The organism is Larkinella sp. VNQ87 (assembly GCF_049445795.1).
Classification (GTDB): Bacteria; Bacteroidota; Bacteroidia; order Cytophagales; family Spirosomataceae; genus Larkinella.
Genome location: NZ_JBMSDT010000006.1, coordinates 89,093 through 110,062, shown reverse-complemented (window position 1 = coordinate 110,062; position 20,970 = coordinate 89,093). Strand labels below are relative to the sequence as shown.

General features: G+C 54.2%; 15 protein-coding genes. 9 read left to right on the top strand and 6 right to left on the bottom strand.

The genetic code is table 11. The features are described from left to right. The first annotated feature begins 21 nt into the window (after positions 1–21). The 3 genes from ACO2Q8_RS11715 to ACO2Q8_RS11705 all read left to right on the top strand — a co-directional run bounded on the left by ACO2Q8_RS11715 (position 22) and on the right by ACO2Q8_RS11705 (position 3,383). Positions 22–624: a NifU family protein gene (locus ACO2Q8_RS11715; RefSeq protein ID WP_423344997.1), complete on the top strand. Its 603-nt coding sequence runs from the start codon at positions 22–24 to the stop codon at positions 622–624. Positions 625–750: 126 nt separating this feature from the next. After that, positions 751–2,190 (top strand): DUF5723 family protein, encoded by a 1,440-nt coding sequence (locus tag ACO2Q8_RS11710; protein ID WP_423344996.1) that lies wholly within the window; start codon positions 751–753, stop codon positions 2,188–2,190. An 11-nt stretch (positions 2,191–2,201) separates the two neighbouring features. After that, complete coding sequence (locus tag ACO2Q8_RS11705; RefSeq protein WP_423344995.1) at positions 2,202–3,383, top strand: OmpA family protein; 1,182 nt, start codon at positions 2,202–2,204, stop codon at positions 3,381–3,383. 1 nt (position 3,384) lies between these two features. Here the strand turns inward: ACO2Q8_RS11705 and ACO2Q8_RS11700 are convergent, their stop codons facing one another. Both ACO2Q8_RS11700 and ACO2Q8_RS11695 read right to left on the bottom strand, forming a co-directional pair. Further along, entirely contained in the window at positions 3,385–3,834 is a 450-nt protein-coding gene (locus ACO2Q8_RS11700; RefSeq protein ID WP_423344994.1) for a response regulator, read from the bottom strand. A gap of 305 nt (positions 3,835–4,139) precedes the next feature. Next, positions 4,140–6,539: a gliding motility-associated C-terminal domain-containing protein gene (locus tag ACO2Q8_RS11695; RefSeq protein WP_423344993.1), complete on the bottom strand. Its 2,400-nt coding sequence runs from the start codon at positions 6,537–6,539 to the stop codon at positions 4,140–4,142. Between the two features lie 236 nt (positions 6,540–6,775). Between ACO2Q8_RS11695 and recG the strand changes: the two genes are divergently transcribed. Next, a complete protein-coding gene (gene recG / locus ACO2Q8_RS11690; protein ID WP_423344992.1) occupies positions 6,776–8,878 on the top strand; it encodes an ATP-dependent DNA helicase RecG in 2,103 nt (700 codons plus the stop codon). 12 nt (positions 8,879–8,890) lie between these two features. After that, complete coding sequence (locus ACO2Q8_RS11685) at positions 8,891–9,823, top strand: sugar phosphate isomerase/epimerase family protein (protein ID WP_423344991.1); 933 nt, start codon at positions 8,891–8,893, stop codon at positions 9,821–9,823. Between the two features lie 6 nt (positions 9,824–9,829). On the opposite strand, the gene ACO2Q8_RS11680 is transcribed toward ACO2Q8_RS11685, so the two are convergent. After that, on the bottom strand, positions 9,830–10,501 hold the full coding sequence (locus tag ACO2Q8_RS11680; protein WP_423344990.1) for a DUF4369 domain-containing protein: 672 nt from the start codon (positions 10,499–10,501) through the stop codon (positions 9,830–9,832). A 198-nt stretch (positions 10,502–10,699) separates the two neighbouring features. Here ACO2Q8_RS11680 and ACO2Q8_RS11675 point away from each other — a divergent pair, with 198 nt between their 5' ends. Continuing rightward, positions 10,700–12,049, top strand: a complete 1,350-nt coding sequence (locus ACO2Q8_RS11675; RefSeq protein ID WP_423344989.1) for a DUF418 domain-containing protein — start codon at positions 10,700–10,702, stop codon at positions 12,047–12,049. An 86-nt stretch (positions 12,050–12,135) separates the two neighbouring features. On the opposite strand, the gene blaOXA is transcribed toward ACO2Q8_RS11675, so the two are convergent. Together blaOXA and ACO2Q8_RS11665 are read right to left on the bottom strand one after the other, a co-directional pair. Continuing rightward, a complete protein-coding gene (gene blaOXA, locus ACO2Q8_RS11670) occupies positions 12,136–12,930 on the bottom strand; it encodes a class D beta-lactamase (protein WP_423344988.1) in 795 nt (264 codons plus the stop codon). Between the two features lie 11 nt (positions 12,931–12,941). Continuing rightward, positions 12,942–14,414 carry a hypothetical protein gene (locus ACO2Q8_RS11665; protein WP_423344987.1) on the bottom strand — a complete coding sequence of 491 codons (1,473 nt, stop codon included), beginning with the start codon at positions 14,412–14,414 and terminating at the stop codon, positions 12,942–12,944. Positions 14,415–14,559: 145 nt separating this feature from the next. On the opposite strand from ACO2Q8_RS11665, the gene ACO2Q8_RS11660 reads away from it, so the two are divergent. Then, the gene (locus ACO2Q8_RS11660) at positions 14,560–15,393 is read left to right on the top strand and encodes a methyltransferase domain-containing protein (RefSeq protein WP_423344986.1); all 834 of its coding nucleotides are present in this window, start codon (positions 14,560–14,562) and stop codon (positions 15,391–15,393) included. A 283-nt stretch (positions 15,394–15,676) separates the two neighbouring features. Beyond that, positions 15,677–18,571: a carbamoyl-phosphate synthase large subunit gene (carB, locus tag ACO2Q8_RS11655; protein WP_423344985.1), complete on the top strand. Its 2,895-nt coding sequence runs from the start codon at positions 15,677–15,679 to the stop codon at positions 18,569–18,571. An 86-nt stretch (positions 18,572–18,657) separates the two neighbouring features. Here the strand turns inward: carB and ACO2Q8_RS11650 are convergent, their stop codons facing one another. Beyond that, complete coding sequence (locus ACO2Q8_RS11650) at positions 18,658–19,728, bottom strand: winged helix DNA-binding domain-containing protein (protein ID WP_423344984.1); 1,071 nt, start codon at positions 19,726–19,728, stop codon at positions 18,658–18,660. A gap of 292 nt (positions 19,729–20,020) precedes the next feature. Between ACO2Q8_RS11650 and ACO2Q8_RS11645 the strand changes: the two genes are divergently transcribed. Then, positions 20,021–20,905: an arylamine N-acetyltransferase family protein gene (locus ACO2Q8_RS11645; protein WP_423344983.1), complete on the top strand. Its 885-nt coding sequence runs from the start codon at positions 20,021–20,023 to the stop codon at positions 20,903–20,905. Positions 20,906–20,970 lie beyond the last annotated feature (65 nt).

The following is a 20,970-nucleotide window of genomic DNA, read 5'->3' as shown; positions in this document are numbered from 1 at the left end:
TATTCCCTGAAATTCTAGAAAATGACAACTACGTTATATCCCCCGGTCACGCTGTATACTGAAAGCAGCCCGAATCCTAATTCGATGAAGTTCGTGGTCAACTTTCCGCTGACGCCGGAAGGGCTCTCATTCGACTACACGGATGCTTCGGAAGCGCTGCTGAATGGGAAAAATTCGCCCCTGGTGGTGGCCTTGTTTGGTTTCGACTACGTAAAACGGGTGTTTATTGCCAGCAACTTCATCACGGTAACGAAAGATGACGAAACCGAGTGGGAAGATGTGCTGATCGAAGTGAAGCAATTCATCCGGGCTTACTTCAACGAACAACGGCCGGTTTTTGCCCAGCAAACCATCGATTCGAACACCACCAAAGTCGAAGCCGACTCACCGACGGTTCAAAAAATCAAGGCGGTTTTGGACCAATACATCCGCCCCGCCGTGGAGTCCGACGGAGGTGCCATTAGCTTTCATTCGTTTGACGATGAGAACGGTACAGTTAAGGTTCTGCTACAAGGCTCGTGCAGCGGCTGCCCGTCATCAACCCTTACGCTAAAAGCCGGCATTGAAAATCTCCTTACCCGATTGGTCCCCGACGTAAAACAAGTTGAAGCGGAAGGCGTTTAAAGAATTAAGAGTGAAGAGTGAAGAGTGAAGACGGGGCCGCCCGGCGGTTGGCTCCGCCGTTTCCTGTAAAGTGGCAGCGCTTAACTCTTAATTCATCACTCTTAACTCATAACTCTTCATTCTTCTATGCTTTTTCGCTGGTTATACTTCGGACTTCTTTGTCTGATTATTCCCTTAGCATCGGCTCAGAATCTGTTGGGAGTGTCGGCAAGTCCGTACGGCGGTACCCAGAGCCTGTATTTGAATCCGGCCTTTGCGATGGATTCAAAATACGGTTTTTACCTCAATCTGGCCGCCGGCGATGCACACCTCAACAACGATTACTTTCGCTACCAGGCTCCGTATTCGCTGGCTGGCCTGGTGCTGAAACGGGTTCCGGACCAATACAAGCTATCCGACGGCGCTATACTGTTCCGGCCTGAATACCTCGGAGAAGTCCCGAATGGAGAACCCAAATCCATCACCGGCTGGACCGACCTGCGCGGCCCCTCCCTCCTGCTGCGACTCGGCCAGGGAGTCGCCGTCGGTCTGTCAACCCGCCTACGGGCCGTTGCTCAGGTCAGTAATGCCTCCGAATCGCTGCTGTCTGTCGTGCGGGCCGGTCTGGAAGACGACCGGCTGTATAACATCCCGAACCGCGACAACCAGTTTGCGATTAATACCAATACCTATGCTGAAATTGGCCTGAGTCTGGCCGGAGCGATCCTCCAGGACGACTACCAGCAATTGTCCGTCGGCATAACGGTCAAACGATTGCAGGGAATCACCGCCGGTTTTTTGAAAAACAACGGCCTTTCCTACCGCGTTTTGGCCGATACGGCCAGCACCGACAACTATTACCTGCAAGTTGACCAATTTAATGCCGAATTGGGATACACCACGTATTTACAGGATCGGAACCGCTCGGTTTCGCTGCGTCAGCTTTTCGATGGGAACAACCCGGGTCGTGGCTGGGGAGCGGATCTGGGTCTTTCGTACCAGCTTAAATCGGCCGACGATCCGGACCGTTACGCTCTTCGCCTAGGCATTGCCCTGACCGATCTGGGCAGCATCCGGTACCGCAGTGATCAGTATGTGCAACGGTATGCCGTCAATACGACAGGACAGCAATTTACCGCCGACGATTTTAAAGAAACGAAGGGAAGCGAAGAAATTGCGGATGTTATTCGGGATAAACTGGGCCTGACCGAAGCCAGCAACACGGCCCGGTTTACATCCGGACTTCCCACAGCGCTTTCCGTGAATGCCGATGTACACATCGGGAGCGGTTTTTACCTGACCGGTACATTGTTGCAGAACTTGCGGGCAAAAGACGCGATAGCCATTCACCAGCCTTCCCTGATTTCGGTATCACCCCGGCTCGAAACTTCGACATTTGGCGTTGCTTTGCCCCTTACGTTGCTCAACAACTCGTTTATGGTGGGGACATCCATCCGGGTGGGGCCGGTTTTTCTGGGAACCGATAATCTGTTCGGAATGATTGGCAGTAATTCCAACAACTTGCGACCACGCGGAGCCGATATTTATGCCGGTCTGGCGCTGGCCAGCCTGCGCCGAAAGCCGTAGATCGAAGCGACATGAAAGGTTCAAATGCTTTTTGGGTACTGCTCCTGGCGATAGTTCGCATCACCGACTGCGTTGGACAAGCCAATGCGGTTGAGGAGTACACGATTCGGATTGAAACCCGGGAACGCAACGGACGCCCCCTCCCGGCCACCCTCACAATTACGAATGAAAAGACCCGAAAGGTGCAGCGCGGAACCTTGCAATACGGCTCCTACACGGTGGCACTCGCAGCCGGAACGGTTTATCGGCTCGATGCAATTCATACCGGCTACCGTCCGGTCCAGAAAATCCTTCGGCTCGACCGCGTATTCGACCCCAATCAGGCCCGGCAAACCATCGTGCTGGAACTAGATCGGGAGGTTTCAACCGAGTCGCCGGTCAACGTGACGGTTATTGATTTTGAAACCAAACAGCTCATTCGGCAGAAACTGAATGTACAGGTTCAGGAGTTTGATGGCAAGCGCGTCATCATGACCGGTCCACCGCGCGAGGGCCGCTTTACGTTTCTGGCCGAGTTTGGGCAACGCATTCGGTTTACGGTCGAAACAACCGGTTACCAACCCTACGAGTATACCGTCGATGTGCGGGATCAGCACGACATTACCATTCCGCTTCAGCGGTTCCGCAAGCCGGTCGCCGAGGAAGCTCCGGCGATCGAAGCCGCTCCCCAGACGAGTGCGCCACCGGTTGCAGCGACGACGCCCCCTGCCGTGACCCCGACGCCCGAACCCACAAGTCCGCCGACAGCGGCTAAACCGGCTCAGAAGACGTCCCCTTCCGGTGGGGTTGAGACTAAACCGGTGGTTCCGGTGACTCCGATTAATACCGATTTATCGGCCTTAACCGCCGGAAAAACCGTGACACTGGACAATGTTTATTTTGATCAAAGCAGTTACCTGCTCCGACCCGAATCCCATGCGCAACTCAACCAGTTGGTTGCTTTGTTGAAAAGTCGGCCGGAGTTGAAAATTGAAATCTCGGGGCATACCGACAACGTGGGCGATCCACGGCTTAATCTGGCGCTTTCTGAAAACCGGGCCCGCGTGATTAAGTCGTACCTGATAGCCAACGGAATTGCCGAAAACCGCCTGCGCTCCCTGGGTTACGGTCAGAAACGGCCCATTGCGGCCAACGATACAGAAGAAAATAAACGGAAAAACCGGCGGGTTGAAGTGCGGGTGCTACAGGAATAACTTAACGAGTTGCCGAGGGCGATGATACCGAGTCCAGCCAATGCTGGTACACCTGACGAATTAATTCTTTGATGCCATCAAAATAGAGCGGTTTACTGATGCAAATCGTCGCTCCCAGGTCCAGGCACAATTCCATTTCGCCCTGGTTTTGCGTGTTGACAAACAAAACAACCGGAATGCGTTGCCAGTCGGGGTTTTCCTTGATATGCCGCAACGTATCGAATCCGTTCAGGCCCGGCATGTATTTATCGAGGATGATAATCCACGAAGCCAGGTCATCCGACTGCTGCTGCATATAGGACAGCAATCGCTCTCCACTCTCAAACTCCCGAACCGGTGCCCCCATTTCCATCGAATCGAGCGCCATACGCATCAACATTCGATCTTCTTCGTCGTCATCGACCAGTAGAATAGTTGGCTTCCTGTCCGATGTCGTCTCCTTTGTTTCCATGCGATCAGGCTTAACTTATTAACACAAGTATCGAAAGTCAAAAATCGCAATATATGCGCATTGGATAAGGCCATTCGATAGGAAAATGCCAATATTGTTTAACAAATCTTAAACAAACATCCCTAATTCTACGACTTGTGCCAAACTACTTTTCAAGAAAAGACATTCATCATACCTATTTAAAGGTATCCAGACACAAGGGATAAAGCGTTAAGAGACTCGAAGAGAGGCCGGGGCTCTTTTTGAGGTTAAAAACACGTTTCAGCGAGTGCTGGCGAATTTATATAAAAACAACAGATCAACGGTTAGCGGATAATCAACAAACTACCGCTTCGATTCGGGTGCGACCCGCCGGGTTTGATAACATATTGATAGACGGCAGGCGGTAAATCCTGCCCACCACTTTTGCCGTCCCACGGCTGTTGGTATCCCTGCGAAACAAAAACCGGGTTTCCCCAGCGATTATATACCTCAACCCGGCAATCGGGGTAATCATCAAGACCCCGGATCACCCACTGGTCGTTCTGGCCGTCGTTGTTGGGTGTAAAAGCATCCGGAATGTACAAAGCCGTCGTCACCGTCACCGTCATGCGGGTCGTGTATTCGCAGCCCTGGGGTGAAGTAGCCCGGATCTGGTAGGTCGTCGTCGTATCCGGGCTGGCATACGGCCGGGCCACCACCGGACTGCTCAGGCCGACTGAGGGCGTCCAGTAATACCGCAGCGTGTCCGGGCTGGTCGGATTGAGTTGCACCTCACTTCCGCGCCGAACCGTGGCATCGGCCACCTGGATAACCGGAGCCGGCAAAACCGTGACCGTTTGCTGCGCCCGACCCGGACAGGTGTTTCCGGGGTAAGCCAGCGTGTAGGTGATGACATACTGTCCGGGACCTACTTTGGCCGGATCGAAGGCCGTCCCGTTTACGGCGCTGCCCGCCCTGCCGATTCCTGCAAAGACGCCACCCGCCGGTTCCGCATTCAGAAGCACCGGACTGGCCACGTTTTCGCAAACCGGGGGCAGCGGGGCCATGCTGGCCGCCGGAGCCGTATTGAAAACCAGCAACACTTCTGCCGACGTAGCCTGACACTGGTTGGTATCGATAACGGTCAGCACGTAATGACCGGCCTGCGTAGCCGCCAGCAAAGGCTCTCCTGCATGGGCAATCACGGTTCCGGTATTACTCCACCGGTACTGATAGGATGGATTGGTTACCGCATTCAGCCGAATCGTATCGCCGGAGCAGGCCGTCGTACTAGGAGGAGGCACAATGGAAGCCTGCGGTTTGGGATGAACTTTTACCAGCACACTGTCGGTGACCGTACAGCCCGTTGTCGGGCTGAAAATCTGCACTTTATACTCGCCGGTTTCGTGCGATTGGTAGGCAGCCTGATTGGCCCCCGGCAACGTCCGATCATCTCGGAACCAGGCGTAGCTGTAATTGCCTTCGGGCGCTTTCAGCATCACAGATTTGCCGTCGCAAAACGTCGTCGGCCCGCTGGCCGTCAAGGCCAGTTTTTCGGCTTCCGACAGATCCACACGGATGCTGGTTTGGGCCGGACTTGGTTTGCCGCAGGTGGTTCTGAATTGTTTAATGACCGAATAATTGCCCGATACGGTCACAACCAGGCTGGCGGTGGTGTCGCCGGGCAAGTCCAGCCCGTCGCGTTGCCACTGAAACGTCCACTCGGTCGATGACTCGGTCTTGAGCGTGATCGTTTGTCCCTGACAGGCGGATACGCTGGCAATAGCCCCGGTAGCGGTTTTGGTGATCTTGGCATTGACGGGTGCCTGCGCCAGGGTAATCACCGGGGCCGGGGGCGTGTTGGTCGGACAATCGACCACGGCCAGTTGGAAATCCCGCCGGACGGAGCCGATTCGCTTGCCATCCCGAAACTCTTCGCACAACACCGCAAAGACAAACAAACCGACCTGGCTGGCCGTGACGCTCAGTTGACCGGTTTCGGCGTCGATCCGCAGCCCCGGTGCGCCTGGGACGGCGTTGGCCGCGCTGAAACCGGGTTTCCACAGGACGTTCGGGTAGTTGGTACTCGGCTGATTATCAAACGCAACACCTTGGTTTGTAAAGCCTTTATAGGGCGTTACGAGGGAATATTTCAACTGGTCGCCGTCGGCATCGGTCGCCTTAAAGCTAAATGTAAAGGGCTGTCCTTTGCAGGCATATTCGCCGGTCGGAATCGAGAAAGCCGGGGATGAATTCGGCGTTGTTTTGGGAGCCGGAAAGTCGAGGTAAAATACCATCCCCGAATCATCGGCCTGGATGATGTTGTCGATGGAACCGCTGCGGCAACAGACTCCGTGGACGACGTAATACCCATCGGGATCGTCGAAACGGTCGGGGTCCAGGGCAATATCCTGGCTATAAATGATTTCACGGAGTTTCAGCGGGCGCAACTGCGCACAAGCCTGATTGGAAGCGGCCAGGGGCTGCTGGCTGAGTAGCGGCAACTCGAACTCGCCCATTTTCAGGTTGTCACGCCGACGGTAAATGGCCAGTTTCACGGTCGGTTTAATGTCCCCGGCGCGGCTGTTCTGGTCGTCGATAAACAAATGAAGTGACAGCGTATAGGAACCGGCAGCTCCTTTATTCGTCAGCCGAACATTACCCCCAACGATGTGCGAAGCGGAGGCCAGACGGCTGAAACCGAGTAGAATGCAGAGGAAAAAAAAGGTATTCCGTTGAGTCATAGGCTGCTTACTATCCCGGTTGATTCTTACAAAAAGTACGCCATTATTCCTTACTCCCCAAGGATTGTTCATCTATTTTTGAGAAAACCGTCGGAAACGACAATTTTAAGCGGGCCATTCGGTGGCGGCTGCCCCGAAAAACCGTATCTTTTACGAAAATTCGTAGCTTTGATTCATCAGAGAATCTGGCAACAGAACGTTTCCGATTTAGGGAAATTGTTCGATACACGGAGGGTATGACGGAGCGCATCACGTTTTTCGACACAAAAATTGAATACCTGAAGGGCGTAGGCCCGCAACGGGCGTTGTTGCTCAATACCGAACTCAACATTTTCACCTACCGGGACCTACTGCAATACTACCCGTTCCGGCACGAAGATCGCACCCGGTTTTACACCATCGCCGAGTTGTCGGACGTGCTTCCGGCGGTGCAGGTAATCGGCCGCGTCCGCGACTGGACCGTGGTGGGCGAAGGCCCGAAAAAACGGCTCATAGCCACCTTCACCGACCATACCGGCTCGATGGATCTGGTTTGGTTTCAGGGCATTAGCCACTTCGAAAAATTCCTGCGGCCCGGCGCTGAATACATCGCCTACGGCAAAGCCATCGCCTTCGGGGCAACGTACAGCATCACCCATCCGGAACTGGACCCCGTGACGGCGGAGAGCGACCAGAACCTGACGTTCCAGCCGGTATATAATCTGACGGAAAAGCTGCGCCGGATGCGCGTGGACAGCAAGCTGATTGGCCGCATGATGCGTCAGTTGATCGATCTGGCGTATCCGCACATCCACGAAACGCTGCCGGATTCGCTGCTGGAGCAATACCGCCTGATTTCGAAAGCCGACGCCATCGAGAACATCCATTTGCCCCGCAGCCAGGCCTGGCTGAAACAGGCGGAACGGCGGCTGAAGTTTGAGGAGTTGTTTTACAACCAGTTACGGCTGATCAAGAATAAGCTGGTTCACAAAACCGAGTACCCCGGCCAGGTTTTTCGCAGCATGAGCCTGCTGACCCGGTTTTACAAGGAATTTATGCCCTTCGACCTGACCAACGCCCAGAAGCGGGTGCTGCGCGAAATTCACGGCGATCTGGTTAGCGGTAAGCAGATGAACCGGCTGTTGCAGGGCGACGTGGGCAGTGGGAAAACCATCGTGGCCTTTATCACGATGCTGATGGCGATCGACAACGGCGCGCAGGCCTGCATCATGGCCCCGACCGAAATCCTGGCCGACCAGCATTACTACGGCCTGAAAGTGTTTGCCGACCAGCTCGGCCTGACCATCGGGCGGCTCACCGGCTCGACCCGCACCAAAGGCCGCCGGATCATCCATGATCAGTTGCAGACCGGGATGATGCACATCATCGTCGGAACGCACGCGCTGCTGGAGGATTCGGTGCAGTTTAAGAACCTCGGCCTTTGCATCATCGACGAGCAGCACCGGTTTGGCGTGGCCCAGCGCGCGCGGCTCTGGAACAAAAATCAGGACATTTATCCGCACATGATGGTCATGACGGCCACGCCCATTCCGCGCACGCTGGCCATGACGCTCTACGGCAACCTCGACCTCTCGGTAATCGACGAGCTTCCGGCGGGTCGAAAACCGATCAAAACCGTACATCGCTATGACACCCACCGGCTGGAGGTATTCGGTTTTATGCGGCAGCAGATCGAGCAGGGGCGGCAGGTATACGTCGTTTATCCGTTGATCGAGGAGTCGGAGAAGCTGGATTTCAAGGATTTGATGGACGGCCACGAGAGCATTGTCCGGGCGTTTCCCAATTGTCCCGTCGGGATTCTGCACGGGCGGATGACCGGCTACGACAAGGACTTCGAGATGGAGCGGTTTGTGAAGGGCGAAACCAAGATCATGGTCGCGACGACGGTCATCGAGGTCGGCGTCAACGTGCCGAACGCGAGCGTGATGGTGGTCGAGAGCGCCGAGCGGTTTGGGCTGGCGCAGTTGCACCAGTTGCGGGGGCGCGTCGGGCGGGGGGCCGAGCAATCGTACTGCATCCTGATGACCGGTTATAAACTCAGCAAGGAAACCCGCACCCGCATCGAAACGCTGGTCAAAACCAACAACGGCTTTGAGATTGCTGACGTGGACCTACAACTGCGTGGTCCCGGCGACCTGTCAGGCACCCAACAAAGCGGCATTGCTGACCTCGTCCTGGCCGACCTCGCCAAAGACGGTGCCATTCTGACGGCCGCCCGCGAATCGGCCCAGCGGATTCTGGAAGAAGACCCCGGCCTGGTGTTGCCCCAACACGCCCCGGTCCGGAACCAGGTGGAGGTCCAGCGCGAGGGCGAGACTAACTGGAGCCGGATTAGTTAATTGGTAAACCCTATGCAATCCCTCTCCCGTCGTACCTTCCTGCAATCCTCAGCCCTGCTCACGGCCGGGTTGGTGGCCCCGACTCTTCCTGCTTTCAAAACCGCTCCGAAACCGTTGCGGCTGGGTGGGCCGATTTTCCTGAAAAGCGATGATCCGGAGGAATTGGCTCGCGAACACCGACGCCTGAACTACAGTTCGGCTTACGTTCCGGCGGTTAAATTGACAGATAAGACCCGGATTGAAGCGATTCGGAAAGCCTTTTCGGCCCAAAATGTGATCATTGCTGAAGTCGGGGCCTGGGTGAATATGCTGGAGGCCGATGCCGAAAAGCGGGCGAAGAACCTGATGTATGTGTCGGAGCGGCTCGCGCTGGCCGAAGCCGTCGGTGCGCTGACCTGCGTGAACATCGGCGGTTCGTACAACCCGAAGCAATGGGACGGGCCGGATGCCCGCAACCTGACGAAGGAGTACTTTGACGCGACGGTCGAAAACTGCCGGAAGGTGATCGATGCTGTCAAGCCGAAACGGGCCAAATTTGCGCTCGAAATGATGGGCTGGAGCCTGCCCGACGGCCCGGATTCGTACCTCAAGTTTATCCGGGCCATCGACCGTCCGGCCTTTGCCGCCCACATCGACATGGCCAACATCATCAACACGCCCGAACGGTTTTACCAGAATACCGCCCTGATCGACGAAACATTCAAAAAACTGGGCCGCTGGATTGTGTCGGTGCACGCCAAAGACGTACACGGTAAGGATGTGCATTTGGCCGAAACCATGCCCGGACACGGTTCGCTCGACTATCGCACGTATATTCGGAATGTAACGGCCCTGCCGCAGGAAACGCCGTTCCTGCTCGAACACCTGCGGACGCCCGAAGAATACGACGAAGCCCGCAACTACGTCATCCGCAAAGCCGCCGAAGCGGGCGTACCGCTGGCGTAGTAAGCACTACTTCAACTGATTTGTCAGCCGTTTTGCCAGCGAGTGGTTTTTAAACGATGCGTCCAGCTTGTCGTACATGGCCCGGGCTTCGGTTTTCGGAAACTGGTTCCAGTACCAGTTCAGCAGGTAAAGGCTCAACTGCGAGTTGGGATTGTCGCGGATTTGCTGGGCTACTTTTTGGATTTGCTCCTGTTTCAGGCGTTTTTCTTCCCGCGCTACCTGACCGGCCACGGCGGTATCGCTGCCCGAACGCTGGCGGCCGTTGTACAAATCCATCAGCTTATCGCGGTAAGGTCGGTCGACTTCGTTCTGAAATTTCAGCCAGCTATCGGTCAGTGGAGAGCCTTTGATTTCCGATTCACGGAAGGCGTCACGCGTTCCGGCCAGCGTCAGATCACCGTCCCAGATAAACTGCACCTGCCCCGGCAAACCGGCGGCCACCACGTTGTAAAAATCCACTTCGGGAATGCTGCGGCTGAACGAAAACCGCCCCTCTGTGGCCCGGGTCGAATCCACAATGACCGGACGGCTGTTGGAATTGTCGGTCTTTTTCAGGTAAATCATCGTGTTGCCCAGCCCACTGACATTGCCCTCCAGCCGGACATTTTTTTGCGCCTGAACCGACAAAGTAAAGCCCAGACCCGCCAGCCATACAAGAATAGATAAGCGATTTTTCATACTGAAATGGTGTGACTAATTAGGTATACCGAATACTAAAACGTTTTGATTACCAAGCTTTAACCGGTTATCTTACGAGTAAATAACCCGAAAACAACCGTTCTGTTCGGGTTTTCTTTTTGGCAATTGCCGGTAAACTTATCCTCTGGCGAATTCAAATCAAAACCATCTCTTTTTAACCTTTACCTGCATTACTTTATGGATACGCTCTCCTCTTCCGTACCCATTGACTCGCTTCCGGCCCCCGAAACGGCCCAGCCTGTCGCCAAGGCCGACCGCATTCAGACCATCGACCTGATTCGGGGTTTCGCGCTGCTCGGGATTCTGATGATGAACATTCCGTATTTCGGTTTGTCGCACACGGCCATTCCCCGGTTTTTTACGGCCCCGCCCGAATCCGCCGATTTCCGGACGTTTATGACGGTTTCGGTGGTGTTTGAAGGAACCATGCGGGCATTGTTTTCGATGTTGTTCGGAGCGGGCATGTTGCTTTTTATGGCCAAAAAAGACACGCTGGCCGACGGCTACGGCATGGCCGACTACTATTACCGGCGGCTTTTCTGGTTGATCCTGTTCGGCGTTTTCAATGCCTTCGTGCTGCTCTGGCCCGGTGATATTCTTTACACCTACGGCGTCTGCGGATTGTTCCTGTTTCCGTTCCGGAAACTGCGCCCCCGCACCTACCTGCTGATTGCCTTTTTCTGCGTAGCGGTTTTGGGCGTAAAAGGGTTTTTCAGCGCGATGGAAACCAAAGAAAAGCGCGAGGGTTACCTAAAAGCCGTCCAGTTGGAGAACCAAAAAAAACCGCTGACCGACGAGCTAAAAAAGGCCAAAGAAGCCTGGTTAAAGCTGGAGAAAAACGTCAAATACGATAAAAAGAAAGAAGAAGAGATCAATAAGACCATGCGGAGCGATTACGGCACCATCTTTGCCAATTACCTGCCGCTCAATACCAAGTTCGAATCAACGAAATTTTATCAAAACCTGATGTGGGACGCCTGGGCGCTGATGTTTCTGGGCATGGCGCTGTTCAAATGGGGCTTCTTTTCCAACCAGCGATCGACGCGAACGTACCTGATTACGTTACTGGCCGGCTACGGGATTGGTCTGACGTTGGGCTGGTTTGCGTTTCAGGACGGTTTGGCCTGGTTTACCAATCCGGGCAAAACGCTGGATCAGGATTCGTTTCCTTTTCAAGCGTTTTACCACCTCCGCCGGGCCGCCACCGCGATTGGTCATGCGAGCCTGCTGCTGCTGATTTACCGTTCGGGCGTGGTGGCCTGGCTAATGAAAGCGCTGGCGAACGTCGGGCAGATGGCGTTTACCAACTACCTGATGCAGAGCATCATCTGTACCTTGATTTTCTACGGTTACGGCTTGAGCTACTTCGGTAAGCTGGCCTACCACGAACTCTACTACGTCGTAGCCGGGATTTGGCTGTTCCAGATCGTGTTCTCGGCCGTCTGGCTCCGGTTTTTCCGCTTCGGCCCCTTCGAATGGCTCTGGCGCTCGCTCACCTACTGGAAACCGATGAGAATTAAGAGTTAAGAATGAAGAGTTAAGAGTTGGCTCCGCCACTTTCCAGGAAAGTGGCGGAGCCAACTCTTAACTCTTCATTCTTAACTCTTAATTCCTCACATTGCGCCCAGCTCTTTCAGGATCGATTCCGTGATTTCCCGACGGCCGGGGACAAACGTATCGGGGACGGGGCGGGGACTTTCGATGTTCGTGGCGAAGTAATACACTTTGTCGCCTTTCTCGACGTAGCCCACAAACCAGCCAATGTTTGGGTTGGCCGAACCACCCGCCCAGCCGGTTTTGCCGTACAGGTTGGCATCGCCTTTGGCTTCAATGAACATGATTTTTTTCAGGACCGCCAGGTTCTGCTTCGAGAAAGGCACCTTGCCGTCGTGAACCCGGCGCAGGAAATCAATTTGTTCTTCCTGTGAAATGCCGGATTTACCTTCCAGCCAGAATTTGTCCAGGTTATCGGCGTTGATATCCATCCGGCCGTAGCCAGCTTTATCGACCCATTCCCGCATCCGTTTCAGGCCTACCTTCCGGGCTACGGCCTGGTAGCAGGGCACGCAGGAGACTTTGAAGGCGGTTTCGAGGGTGTTGTCGCGGTTCCAGGCATCGATCTCACGCCGGACGCTATCCCACTTCATGAGGGTATTTTCGTCCTTCAACACGCCGGTTTCCAGCCCGATCAGCGTGTTGATAATCTTGTAGGTCGAAGCGGGCAGAAACCGCTGGCGGGTGCGCTCGAACTGGTAGGCCGTATAGTGATCGCGCTGCGGATCATAAAACAGAAACGATCCTTTCAGTTTTTTTTCGGCGAAAAACCGCTCAAAATCCGGCCGTTCCGTGATGGAAGCCGGGCGGTAGCTCATCAGGAGGAATCCCGCCAGTACGGCCCACAATTGCATGGCAATAACAGTTACGGTTTGAATGAAATAGACTGGATTTTGGCAAACTTCCCGGCCCCGCCCTTTTCACCCAGCGCCGGTTCGAAACCGATTTGCAGGATGGTTCCTTTCCAGGTCGGCAGTTTCGTCATATCAATTTCATAGGTACGGTATTGGCCGTCGCCCGTAATGGGAATATCGACCAGGTTGGCCGGAAGGAACTCCGGATCACCCGGAACCCGCCACCGAAGCCGGGCCTGGGTCGCGTCGGTTTTGAAAGCAGCCCGAATGTATAATTTCGGCACGTCTTCGGCCTGCCACATATCGTTCGGTCCGGCCATCAGGAAGCTTCCCTTGTCGAGCGGAATGTCCAGTTCATTCCGGATCGGCCAGCCGCGATCCTCTCCCTGGTAATACCACCACGCCTGACGATCGGCCACGAAGCGATAATCGGGCTTGCCCTGCGGGCGCGGTTGTTCGTAAATGTATTTCCGAATATCACTGAGCGAACCCAAAATCAGCGTATAGTCGTACTGAAACTGGATGTTGTGATCAATCACTTCGTAGCTCGAAGGCGTGATGTAGCCCGTCGTAAAGTCGAATTCGCCACCGGTGGGCGACGTTCCGAACGTTCCGCCAATGAAGTAATAATGGTTGGGCTTATAAACAGCCAGGCCCCAATCCGAACTGTTGACCATCGCCATCCAGTTTTCGGGCGATACCATGACCTTACCACCGAAAATTTCGTTGACCGTCTGGCTACTGGCCCGGGTCAATGCATCATTCGTAAAGGGTTTCGTGCCGGTGTAGGAGACAATCGTGCGGTAGGGTGCGTTCAGGAAAATAGCCGGTAGCTCCTGTGGTTTGGCCGAATACTGCTTGGTGTCCGAGCGGTTGTTGTTCAGCCGGTGGCGCACCTTGACGGTATTGCGGTCGAGTGTAATCCAGGTTTCGATCGTACACTCCGCCGGAATGTTGTCATTAGGCCAGAGCATCGGAGCGGTTTTTACGTAAATCTCCCGCCCGTCGTTGCGCGATTCCAGCACCTTGGAGCGGTTTCCATACACATCACCCGACATAATGGGGTTCCAGCCCAGGTCTTTCCACTCCGGGTGCGGTTGTTGTCCATTCGGCGCGAAGGGCGTCGGGCCGGAGTAAAACGATGCCTGAATTTGCCGCCCCGAATCCCAGTTGTTGACCAGGTTTTGCCCATTGGCCGACGATGCCAGATACGTGATGGCTCCGCCCATGTTCAGATCGACGCTCAGCCGAATAAACCCGTTGTCAATGTAAGAAGGCTTGGCCGGTGGATTCGGCAAACCGGTGATGGGCGATGTCCCGGGGCCGCCCGATCCGGGATTATTCGGAGAACCGGGCGTGCCGGTATTCGAGCCATTACCGGTTTGATTGGAGGGCGCCCGCCAGACGCGTTCCTCGTATTTGTAACAGCCTGCCAACGTCAGACCAACCACCCAAACCAAAATCCATGCTTGTCGACGTCTCATCATATTCATCGGTTGTATTGGGTACTTGTTGTTTTTCCGGTCACGAAATTCTCCTTCTGACAAAACGCCAAAATCGGGATAAGTTTACAAAATAATGCCTTTAATGTTTAACTTGCTGCCTATTTAAACCAAAAGCCTTGCACAAATGGGTCTTAAAAGCTTGATTCCCAACCCGATAAAAACCGCTCTCAAAAACATCATTCCGATTTCGGTGATCGATCAATTGGAGATCATTACCGGCGAACGGGATGCGCTGACGCCCCCGTCCCGGATGATTTTTATTGGAGATGGCGATTTCAAGAAAGTTGGAAAACTGACCATTGATCGCATGCGGGACATCGGGAGCCTCAAACCGACCGACCGCGTTCTGGATGTAGGCAGTGGGATCGGACGGCTGGCGGTTCCGTTGACGGAGTACCTGAAAGCGCCCGGTGGTTACGATGGCATCGAGATTGTCAAAGAAGGGGTCGACTGGTGCAACAAGGAGATTCGGAAGCGGTTTCCGAACTTCAACTTTCATCACCTGAACGTTTATAATAAGATGTACAACCCGAACGGGACCATGCAGGGTCATGAGCTGCGGTTTCCGTTCGAAGGGTCTACTTTTGATTATGTCATTCTGAACTCGGTTTTTACCCACATGCTCGAAGCCGATTTTGAGCGGTACCTGGCCGAAATCGCGCGGGTGCTAAAAAAAGGTGCGCGGGGGTATATCACCATGTTTCTGCTCAATGATGAATCCCGCCGGTTGAATGCCGAAGGCAAAAATAAGTACGAACGGCATCTGACACCGTTTACCGACCGCACAATGGTGTACCTCCAGGACCTTCCCGAAAGCATGATTGCCTTCGACGAAACCTACGCTCGTGAAGCGTTCGCGAAAGTCGGCCTGACGATCCGGGACATTAAGTTTGGGAACTGGTGCGGTCGTGCGAATACCGTTGATTATCAGGATTTGCTCTTCATTACGAAAAAATAGTTTTTTGTCGTTGCCTGCCGCATCCGGCGGGTGACGGCAAAAACATTTAAAAATTTTCTTCCGAATTTGTTGGCATCCACTAATTTTGTGGGATTTTTGACCATACCTAAACAGATTGGCTTCGAAAGCATCTAAAACGGTTCGCCCTGTGTCTGCGTTCCGGCCGCTCTGCCAACCTGTTTTCGCTTCGGGCCAGTACGTTTCAGGGGGTCAGGAATAGTGATTGTTTGTTGCATATCGTCAACATGCATTGTTCAATTCATTATTCATTATCTCCACTATAATGCCCAAAGACTCCTCCATTCGTTCGATTCTTATTATCGGTTCCGGCCCTATTGTCATCGGGCAGGCGTGTGAATTCGACTACGCCGGTTCTCAGGCAGCCCGTTCTCTGCGCGAAGAAGGCATCGAGGTAACACTGATTAACTCGAACCCGGCCACCATCATGACCGATCCCATTAATGCGGATTATGTCTATCTGAAACCGCTTGAGAAAAAATCGATCGTTGAGATTCTCAAAAAACACCAGGAAGAAGGTCATCCCATTGATGCGGTTTTGCCAACGATGGGTGGCCAAACCGCCCTGAACCTGGCCATTGAATGCGACAAAGCCGGTATCTGGACCAAATATGGTGTTCGGATTATCGGTGTGGACATTAAGGCCATCGAAACCACCGAAGACCGCGAGAAATTCCGGCTGAAAATGCTTGAACTCGGCGTTGGCGTCTGCAAAGGCCGTACGGCCCGCTCCTTCCTGGAAGGGAAAGAGATTGCACAGGAAATCGGTTTCCCGCTGGTCATCCGGCCGTCGTTTACACTGGGCGGCACCGGGGGCGGTTTTGTGGATAAACCGGAAGACTTCGACAAAGCCCTCAACAACGGTCTGCACGCTTCGCCCGTTCACGAGGTGTTGATCGAGCAGTCGGTCATGGGCTGGAAAGAATACGAACTGGAGTTGCTGCGCGACGGAGCCGGTAACTTCATCATCATCTGCTCCATCGAAAACTTCGACCCGATGGGCATCCACACGGGCGACAGCATCACGGTGGCCCCCGCCATGACGCTACCCGACACGCTCTACCAGCAAATGCGCGATCTGGCCATCAAAATGATGGACGGCATCGGTAAATTTGCGGGTGGTTGTAACGTGCAGTTCTCGGTCAATCCGGCCACCGACGATATCATTGCCATCGAGATCAACCCGCGCGTGAGCCGGTCGTCGGCCCTGGCGTCGAAAGCAACGGGCTACCCGATTGCCAAAATCGCGGCCAAAATGTCGATTGGGTACAATCTGGACGAACTGATCAACCCGATTACCGGCTCGACCTCGGCCTTCTTCGAACCAGCCATCGATTACGTGATCGTGAAAGTACCACGCTGGAACTTCGACAAATTCCCGGGAGCCGACCGCTCGCTGGGCCTGCAAATGAAGTCGGTCGGCGAAGCCATGGGCATCGGCCGCAATTTCCAGGAAGCGTTGCAGAAAGCCTGCCAGTCGCTCGAAATTCGGCGCAACGGTCTGGGTGCCGACGGCAAGGAACTCACCGATCAGGAAGCCATCAAACAAAGTCTGGCGCATCCGAGCTGGAACCGCCTGTTCCATATCTACGACGCCTTTAAGGCGGGTCTGTCGTTCAAAACCATCCAGAATCTGACAAAGATCGACAAATGGTTTTTGTACCAGATCGAAGAACTGGTCGAACTCGAACGCGAAATTCAGCAGTACGATCTGGAGGATGTTCCGCCCGCTTTGATTCTGAAAGCCAAGCAGAAAGGCTACGCCGACCGCCAGTTGGCGCACCTGCTGGGCGTGAAAGAAAGCAAGGTGTATAACTTCCGGCAGGAACACAACATCCGGCGTGTTTTCAAGTGCGTGGACACTTGTGCCGCCGAATTTGAAGCCCGGACGCCCTACTATTATTCAACCTTCAACAGCCCGCAACTGCCCGTCGAAGGGGCACAGGCTCCCGAAACCGGCGCATTCCCAGTGGGCGTCCTGGAGGGCAACGAATCGGTCGCCACCGAACGCCAGAAGGTGGTTATTCTGGGTTCAGGACCGAACCGGATTGGCCAAGGCATTGAGTTCGACTACTCCTGCGTTCACGGCGTCCTGGCCGCCAAAGAGGCTGGCTACGAGACCGTTATGATCAACTGTAATCCCGAAACCGTCTCGACCGACCCCGATATTGCCGACAAGCTGTACTTCGAACCGGTTTTCTGGGAACACGTTCACGCCATCATCATGCACGAAAAACCGGTGGGCGTTATTGTGCAGTTGGGTGGCCAAACGGCCCTGAAAATGGCCGAAAAACTGACGCGCTACGGCATCAAAATCATCGGAACGGATTTCGAATCGCTCGATTTGGCCGAAGACCGGGGCCGCTTCTCGGCGCTGCTGCGCGACCACAACATTCCGTATCCGAAATTCGGGACGGTGCGTGGGTCCGACGAAGCCGTCGAGCTGTCGCGCGAACTCGGTTTCCCGCTGCTGGTCCGGCCCAGCTACGTGTTGGGTGGTCAGAGCATGAAAATTGTCCTGAACGAGCAGGAACTGGAGCAGCACGTCGTCAAGATTCTGCACGATATTCCGGACAACAACATTCTGCTCGATCACTTCCTGGAAAATGCCATCGAAGCCGAAGCCGACGCGATTTGCGACGGCGAAGACGTCTACATCATCGGCATCATGGAGCACATCGAACCGGCTGGGATTCACTCCGGCGACTCCTACGCCGTGCTCCCAACCTTCGACCTGAGCGAAAACGTCGTCAAACAGATCGAAGCTCATACCCACACGATTGCCAGAGCGCTGAAAACCGTCGGGCTGATCAACATTCAGTTTGCGATCAAGGACGAGGTCGTGTATATCATCGAAGCCAATCCCCGGGCGTCGCGGACAGTACCGTTCATCTGCAAGGCGTACCAGGAACCGTACGTCAATTACGCAACGAAGGTGATGCTGGGTGACAAAAAAGTGAAGGATTTCGACTTCAAACCCGTGAAAAATGGCTATGCCATCAAAATTCCGGTGTTCTCGTTCAGCAAATTCCCAAACGTGAACAAGGAACTGGGGCCGGAAATGAAATCGACTGGTGAAGGCATTTACTTCATTGATGACCTTGAAGACGACTTTTTCCAGAAGGTCTATTCCGAGCGGAATCTGTACCTGAGTCGCTGAGCCGGTTTCTCGGAGAAGCGATTTTGATCCAAACGCAAGGTAATAAAGTGCCTTGCGTTTTTGTTTTCACGAAGAACAAAAAAAGATCATTCGTTGATGCCGAGAAATTGCTGATACCGCTCGGTAGCTTCGTCCAGCGCCCATTGCTGCGCCTTTGTGAGCGTTATAAACAGATTGATGTCCAGTTGCAAGTCGTTCTTTCGGATTTTTCGGCCCCAGGTCCCGACCACCCGCCCGTCGATAACGACTACCGGACTGAAAATACCATTCCCGGTTTTGGCGACCTGTTCGGCCGTCAGCCCGCCGAGCGGAGCACTGCGATCTTTGTAAGCCACCAGGTATTCGTCATAAACCGGCAACAGAAACGCCGTCGATTGGGTCTGATTTACCCGATCCGGCAGGGCTGATGGCATCCAGTACGTTTGTCCGTCGACCATCTTGGCGGTAAAATCCGATTTGACCAGTTCGATACCGGTTTTGACCTCGGCCAGTGTCAGGCTCGACCACCAGCTAAAATCGGCCAGCGTAGCCGGGCCGTGGCTGGAAAAATAGCGCCGGGTGAGTTCGGCCAGGGCTTCGTCGCGGGTTAGCGTTTTCGTGCGGGGAACCCATTCGTCGAGCAAGGCAAATGTAAATTCGTTATCGCAACGGGGGCCGTGGCAAATCAGCCGGTCGTAGGAAGCCCGGCCCAGCAAAATGCCCAGGCGGTTTTCGTGCGTCGGGATGCCCGCCTGATCCAGCACTTGTTTCAACTCACTGCGTTTCAATCGTTTCCTACCTTCCAGCGCGTTTGTCATCACCCGATAGCAGGTTGAAATCACGGTTTCTTCCAACTCGTGCTTCCGCAAATAATTGGTGTACAAAGCCTGCGAGCGGGGGTGAATCAGTTCCAGCAACCAGTGAATGTCGGTTGCTGCCACGAAATGCAGCGTGCCCCGCATCGGCCAGGTCCGGATCACAGTCCGGTCGGCAATGGCTTGTTCGACAGACGCATCGGTACTGCCGGGCAACCGGTTTCCGAGCGCCCACTTACTGGCCGCGTGCTCCTGCGCCTGCACCGCGCCGAACCAGGCCACCATCCCGGCGGGTGTTGCCAGTGTTGTCTGCGTCAGTTGCTGGCTTTGCAGCCGGTAGCGGATCAGGTCGGAAACCGTCATTTTTCCAGGAATAAAGAGAAAGCGGGGGAAAGTTATTCGTTTATTGCTTGTCTTCATTCTTTTCGTAGAAATCTACTTCATTAAAAAATAAAAACCGGAATCGGTCATGAACGACGCTACCGTCAGTTGAGTTTTTCCGGAGAGTACGGGTGCCATGTTGCGTTTGTTTTTTGGTTCGTACAAAGAAACGACCGACCTGTGACAACCCTGTGTCAGCAGCCAAAACCGTTTTATTGGATAATCTGAAAAATTATACCGTATATTTTTCAGCAGAACGCATAGCTTTGTCCTCATGTCCTCACAACGTACTCAGGAACAAGTGTCTGCAACGCTGGCATCTGACCTTGATTTAGACGCTTATTGCCAGCGCATCGGCTACACCGGAGCGCGTACGCCAACGCTTGAAACGCTTCGGAGCCTCCAGCGACTGCATACGGCCACCATCCCGTTCGAAAACCTGAATCCCCTCCTTCGTCTTCCGGTTTTGCTCGATTTGGCGACACTTCAGCAAAAAATGGTGCATCAGGGCCGGGGTGGCTATTGTTTCGAACAAAACCGCTTGTTTAGTCAGGTGTTACAAGCGCTGGGCTTTCGGGTGCGGGAACTGGCGGCCCGCGTGCTCTGGAATGTAGCGGAAGGCGAGATGAAACCGATCACGCACATGCTGCTGCAAGTAGCAATCGTTCAGGAATGGTATATCACCGATGTGGGCTTTGGCGGTTTATCGCCTACGGGACCGATAAAACTTGACCTGAATACCGTACAGACAACTCCGCACGAACCGTTCCGGCTGATCGAAGCCCGCGACGAACTGGAATTGCAGGCTTTCGTAAAGGATGAATGGCGGTCCCTGTACCGTTTTACCCTGCGTGAGCACCATTTGCCTGATTATGAAATGTTTAGCTGGTATTTGTGCACGTACCCTAATAACTATTTTCAGACGAGCCTGGCGGCTGCCCTGTCGATCCCCGACCAGCGGTATGGCCTTCGCAATACGGTTTTGACTACGCATTATCTGGGGGGAGAATCGGAACAGCGCGAACTTCGCAGCGTGGCCGAGGTTCGCGCCGTTCTGGAAACTATCTTCCGATTAACCCTTCCGGAGGTTTCGTATTTTGATGCTACGCTTCAACGGATTATCGACGAAGCCTCTGAAGCGAAAAGAACGACTCCGTAACATCAGATGACGGAAAAGCGAAAGGAGTTGTCGTGTCCATTCCAGCGGAATTATAAGATAATTTT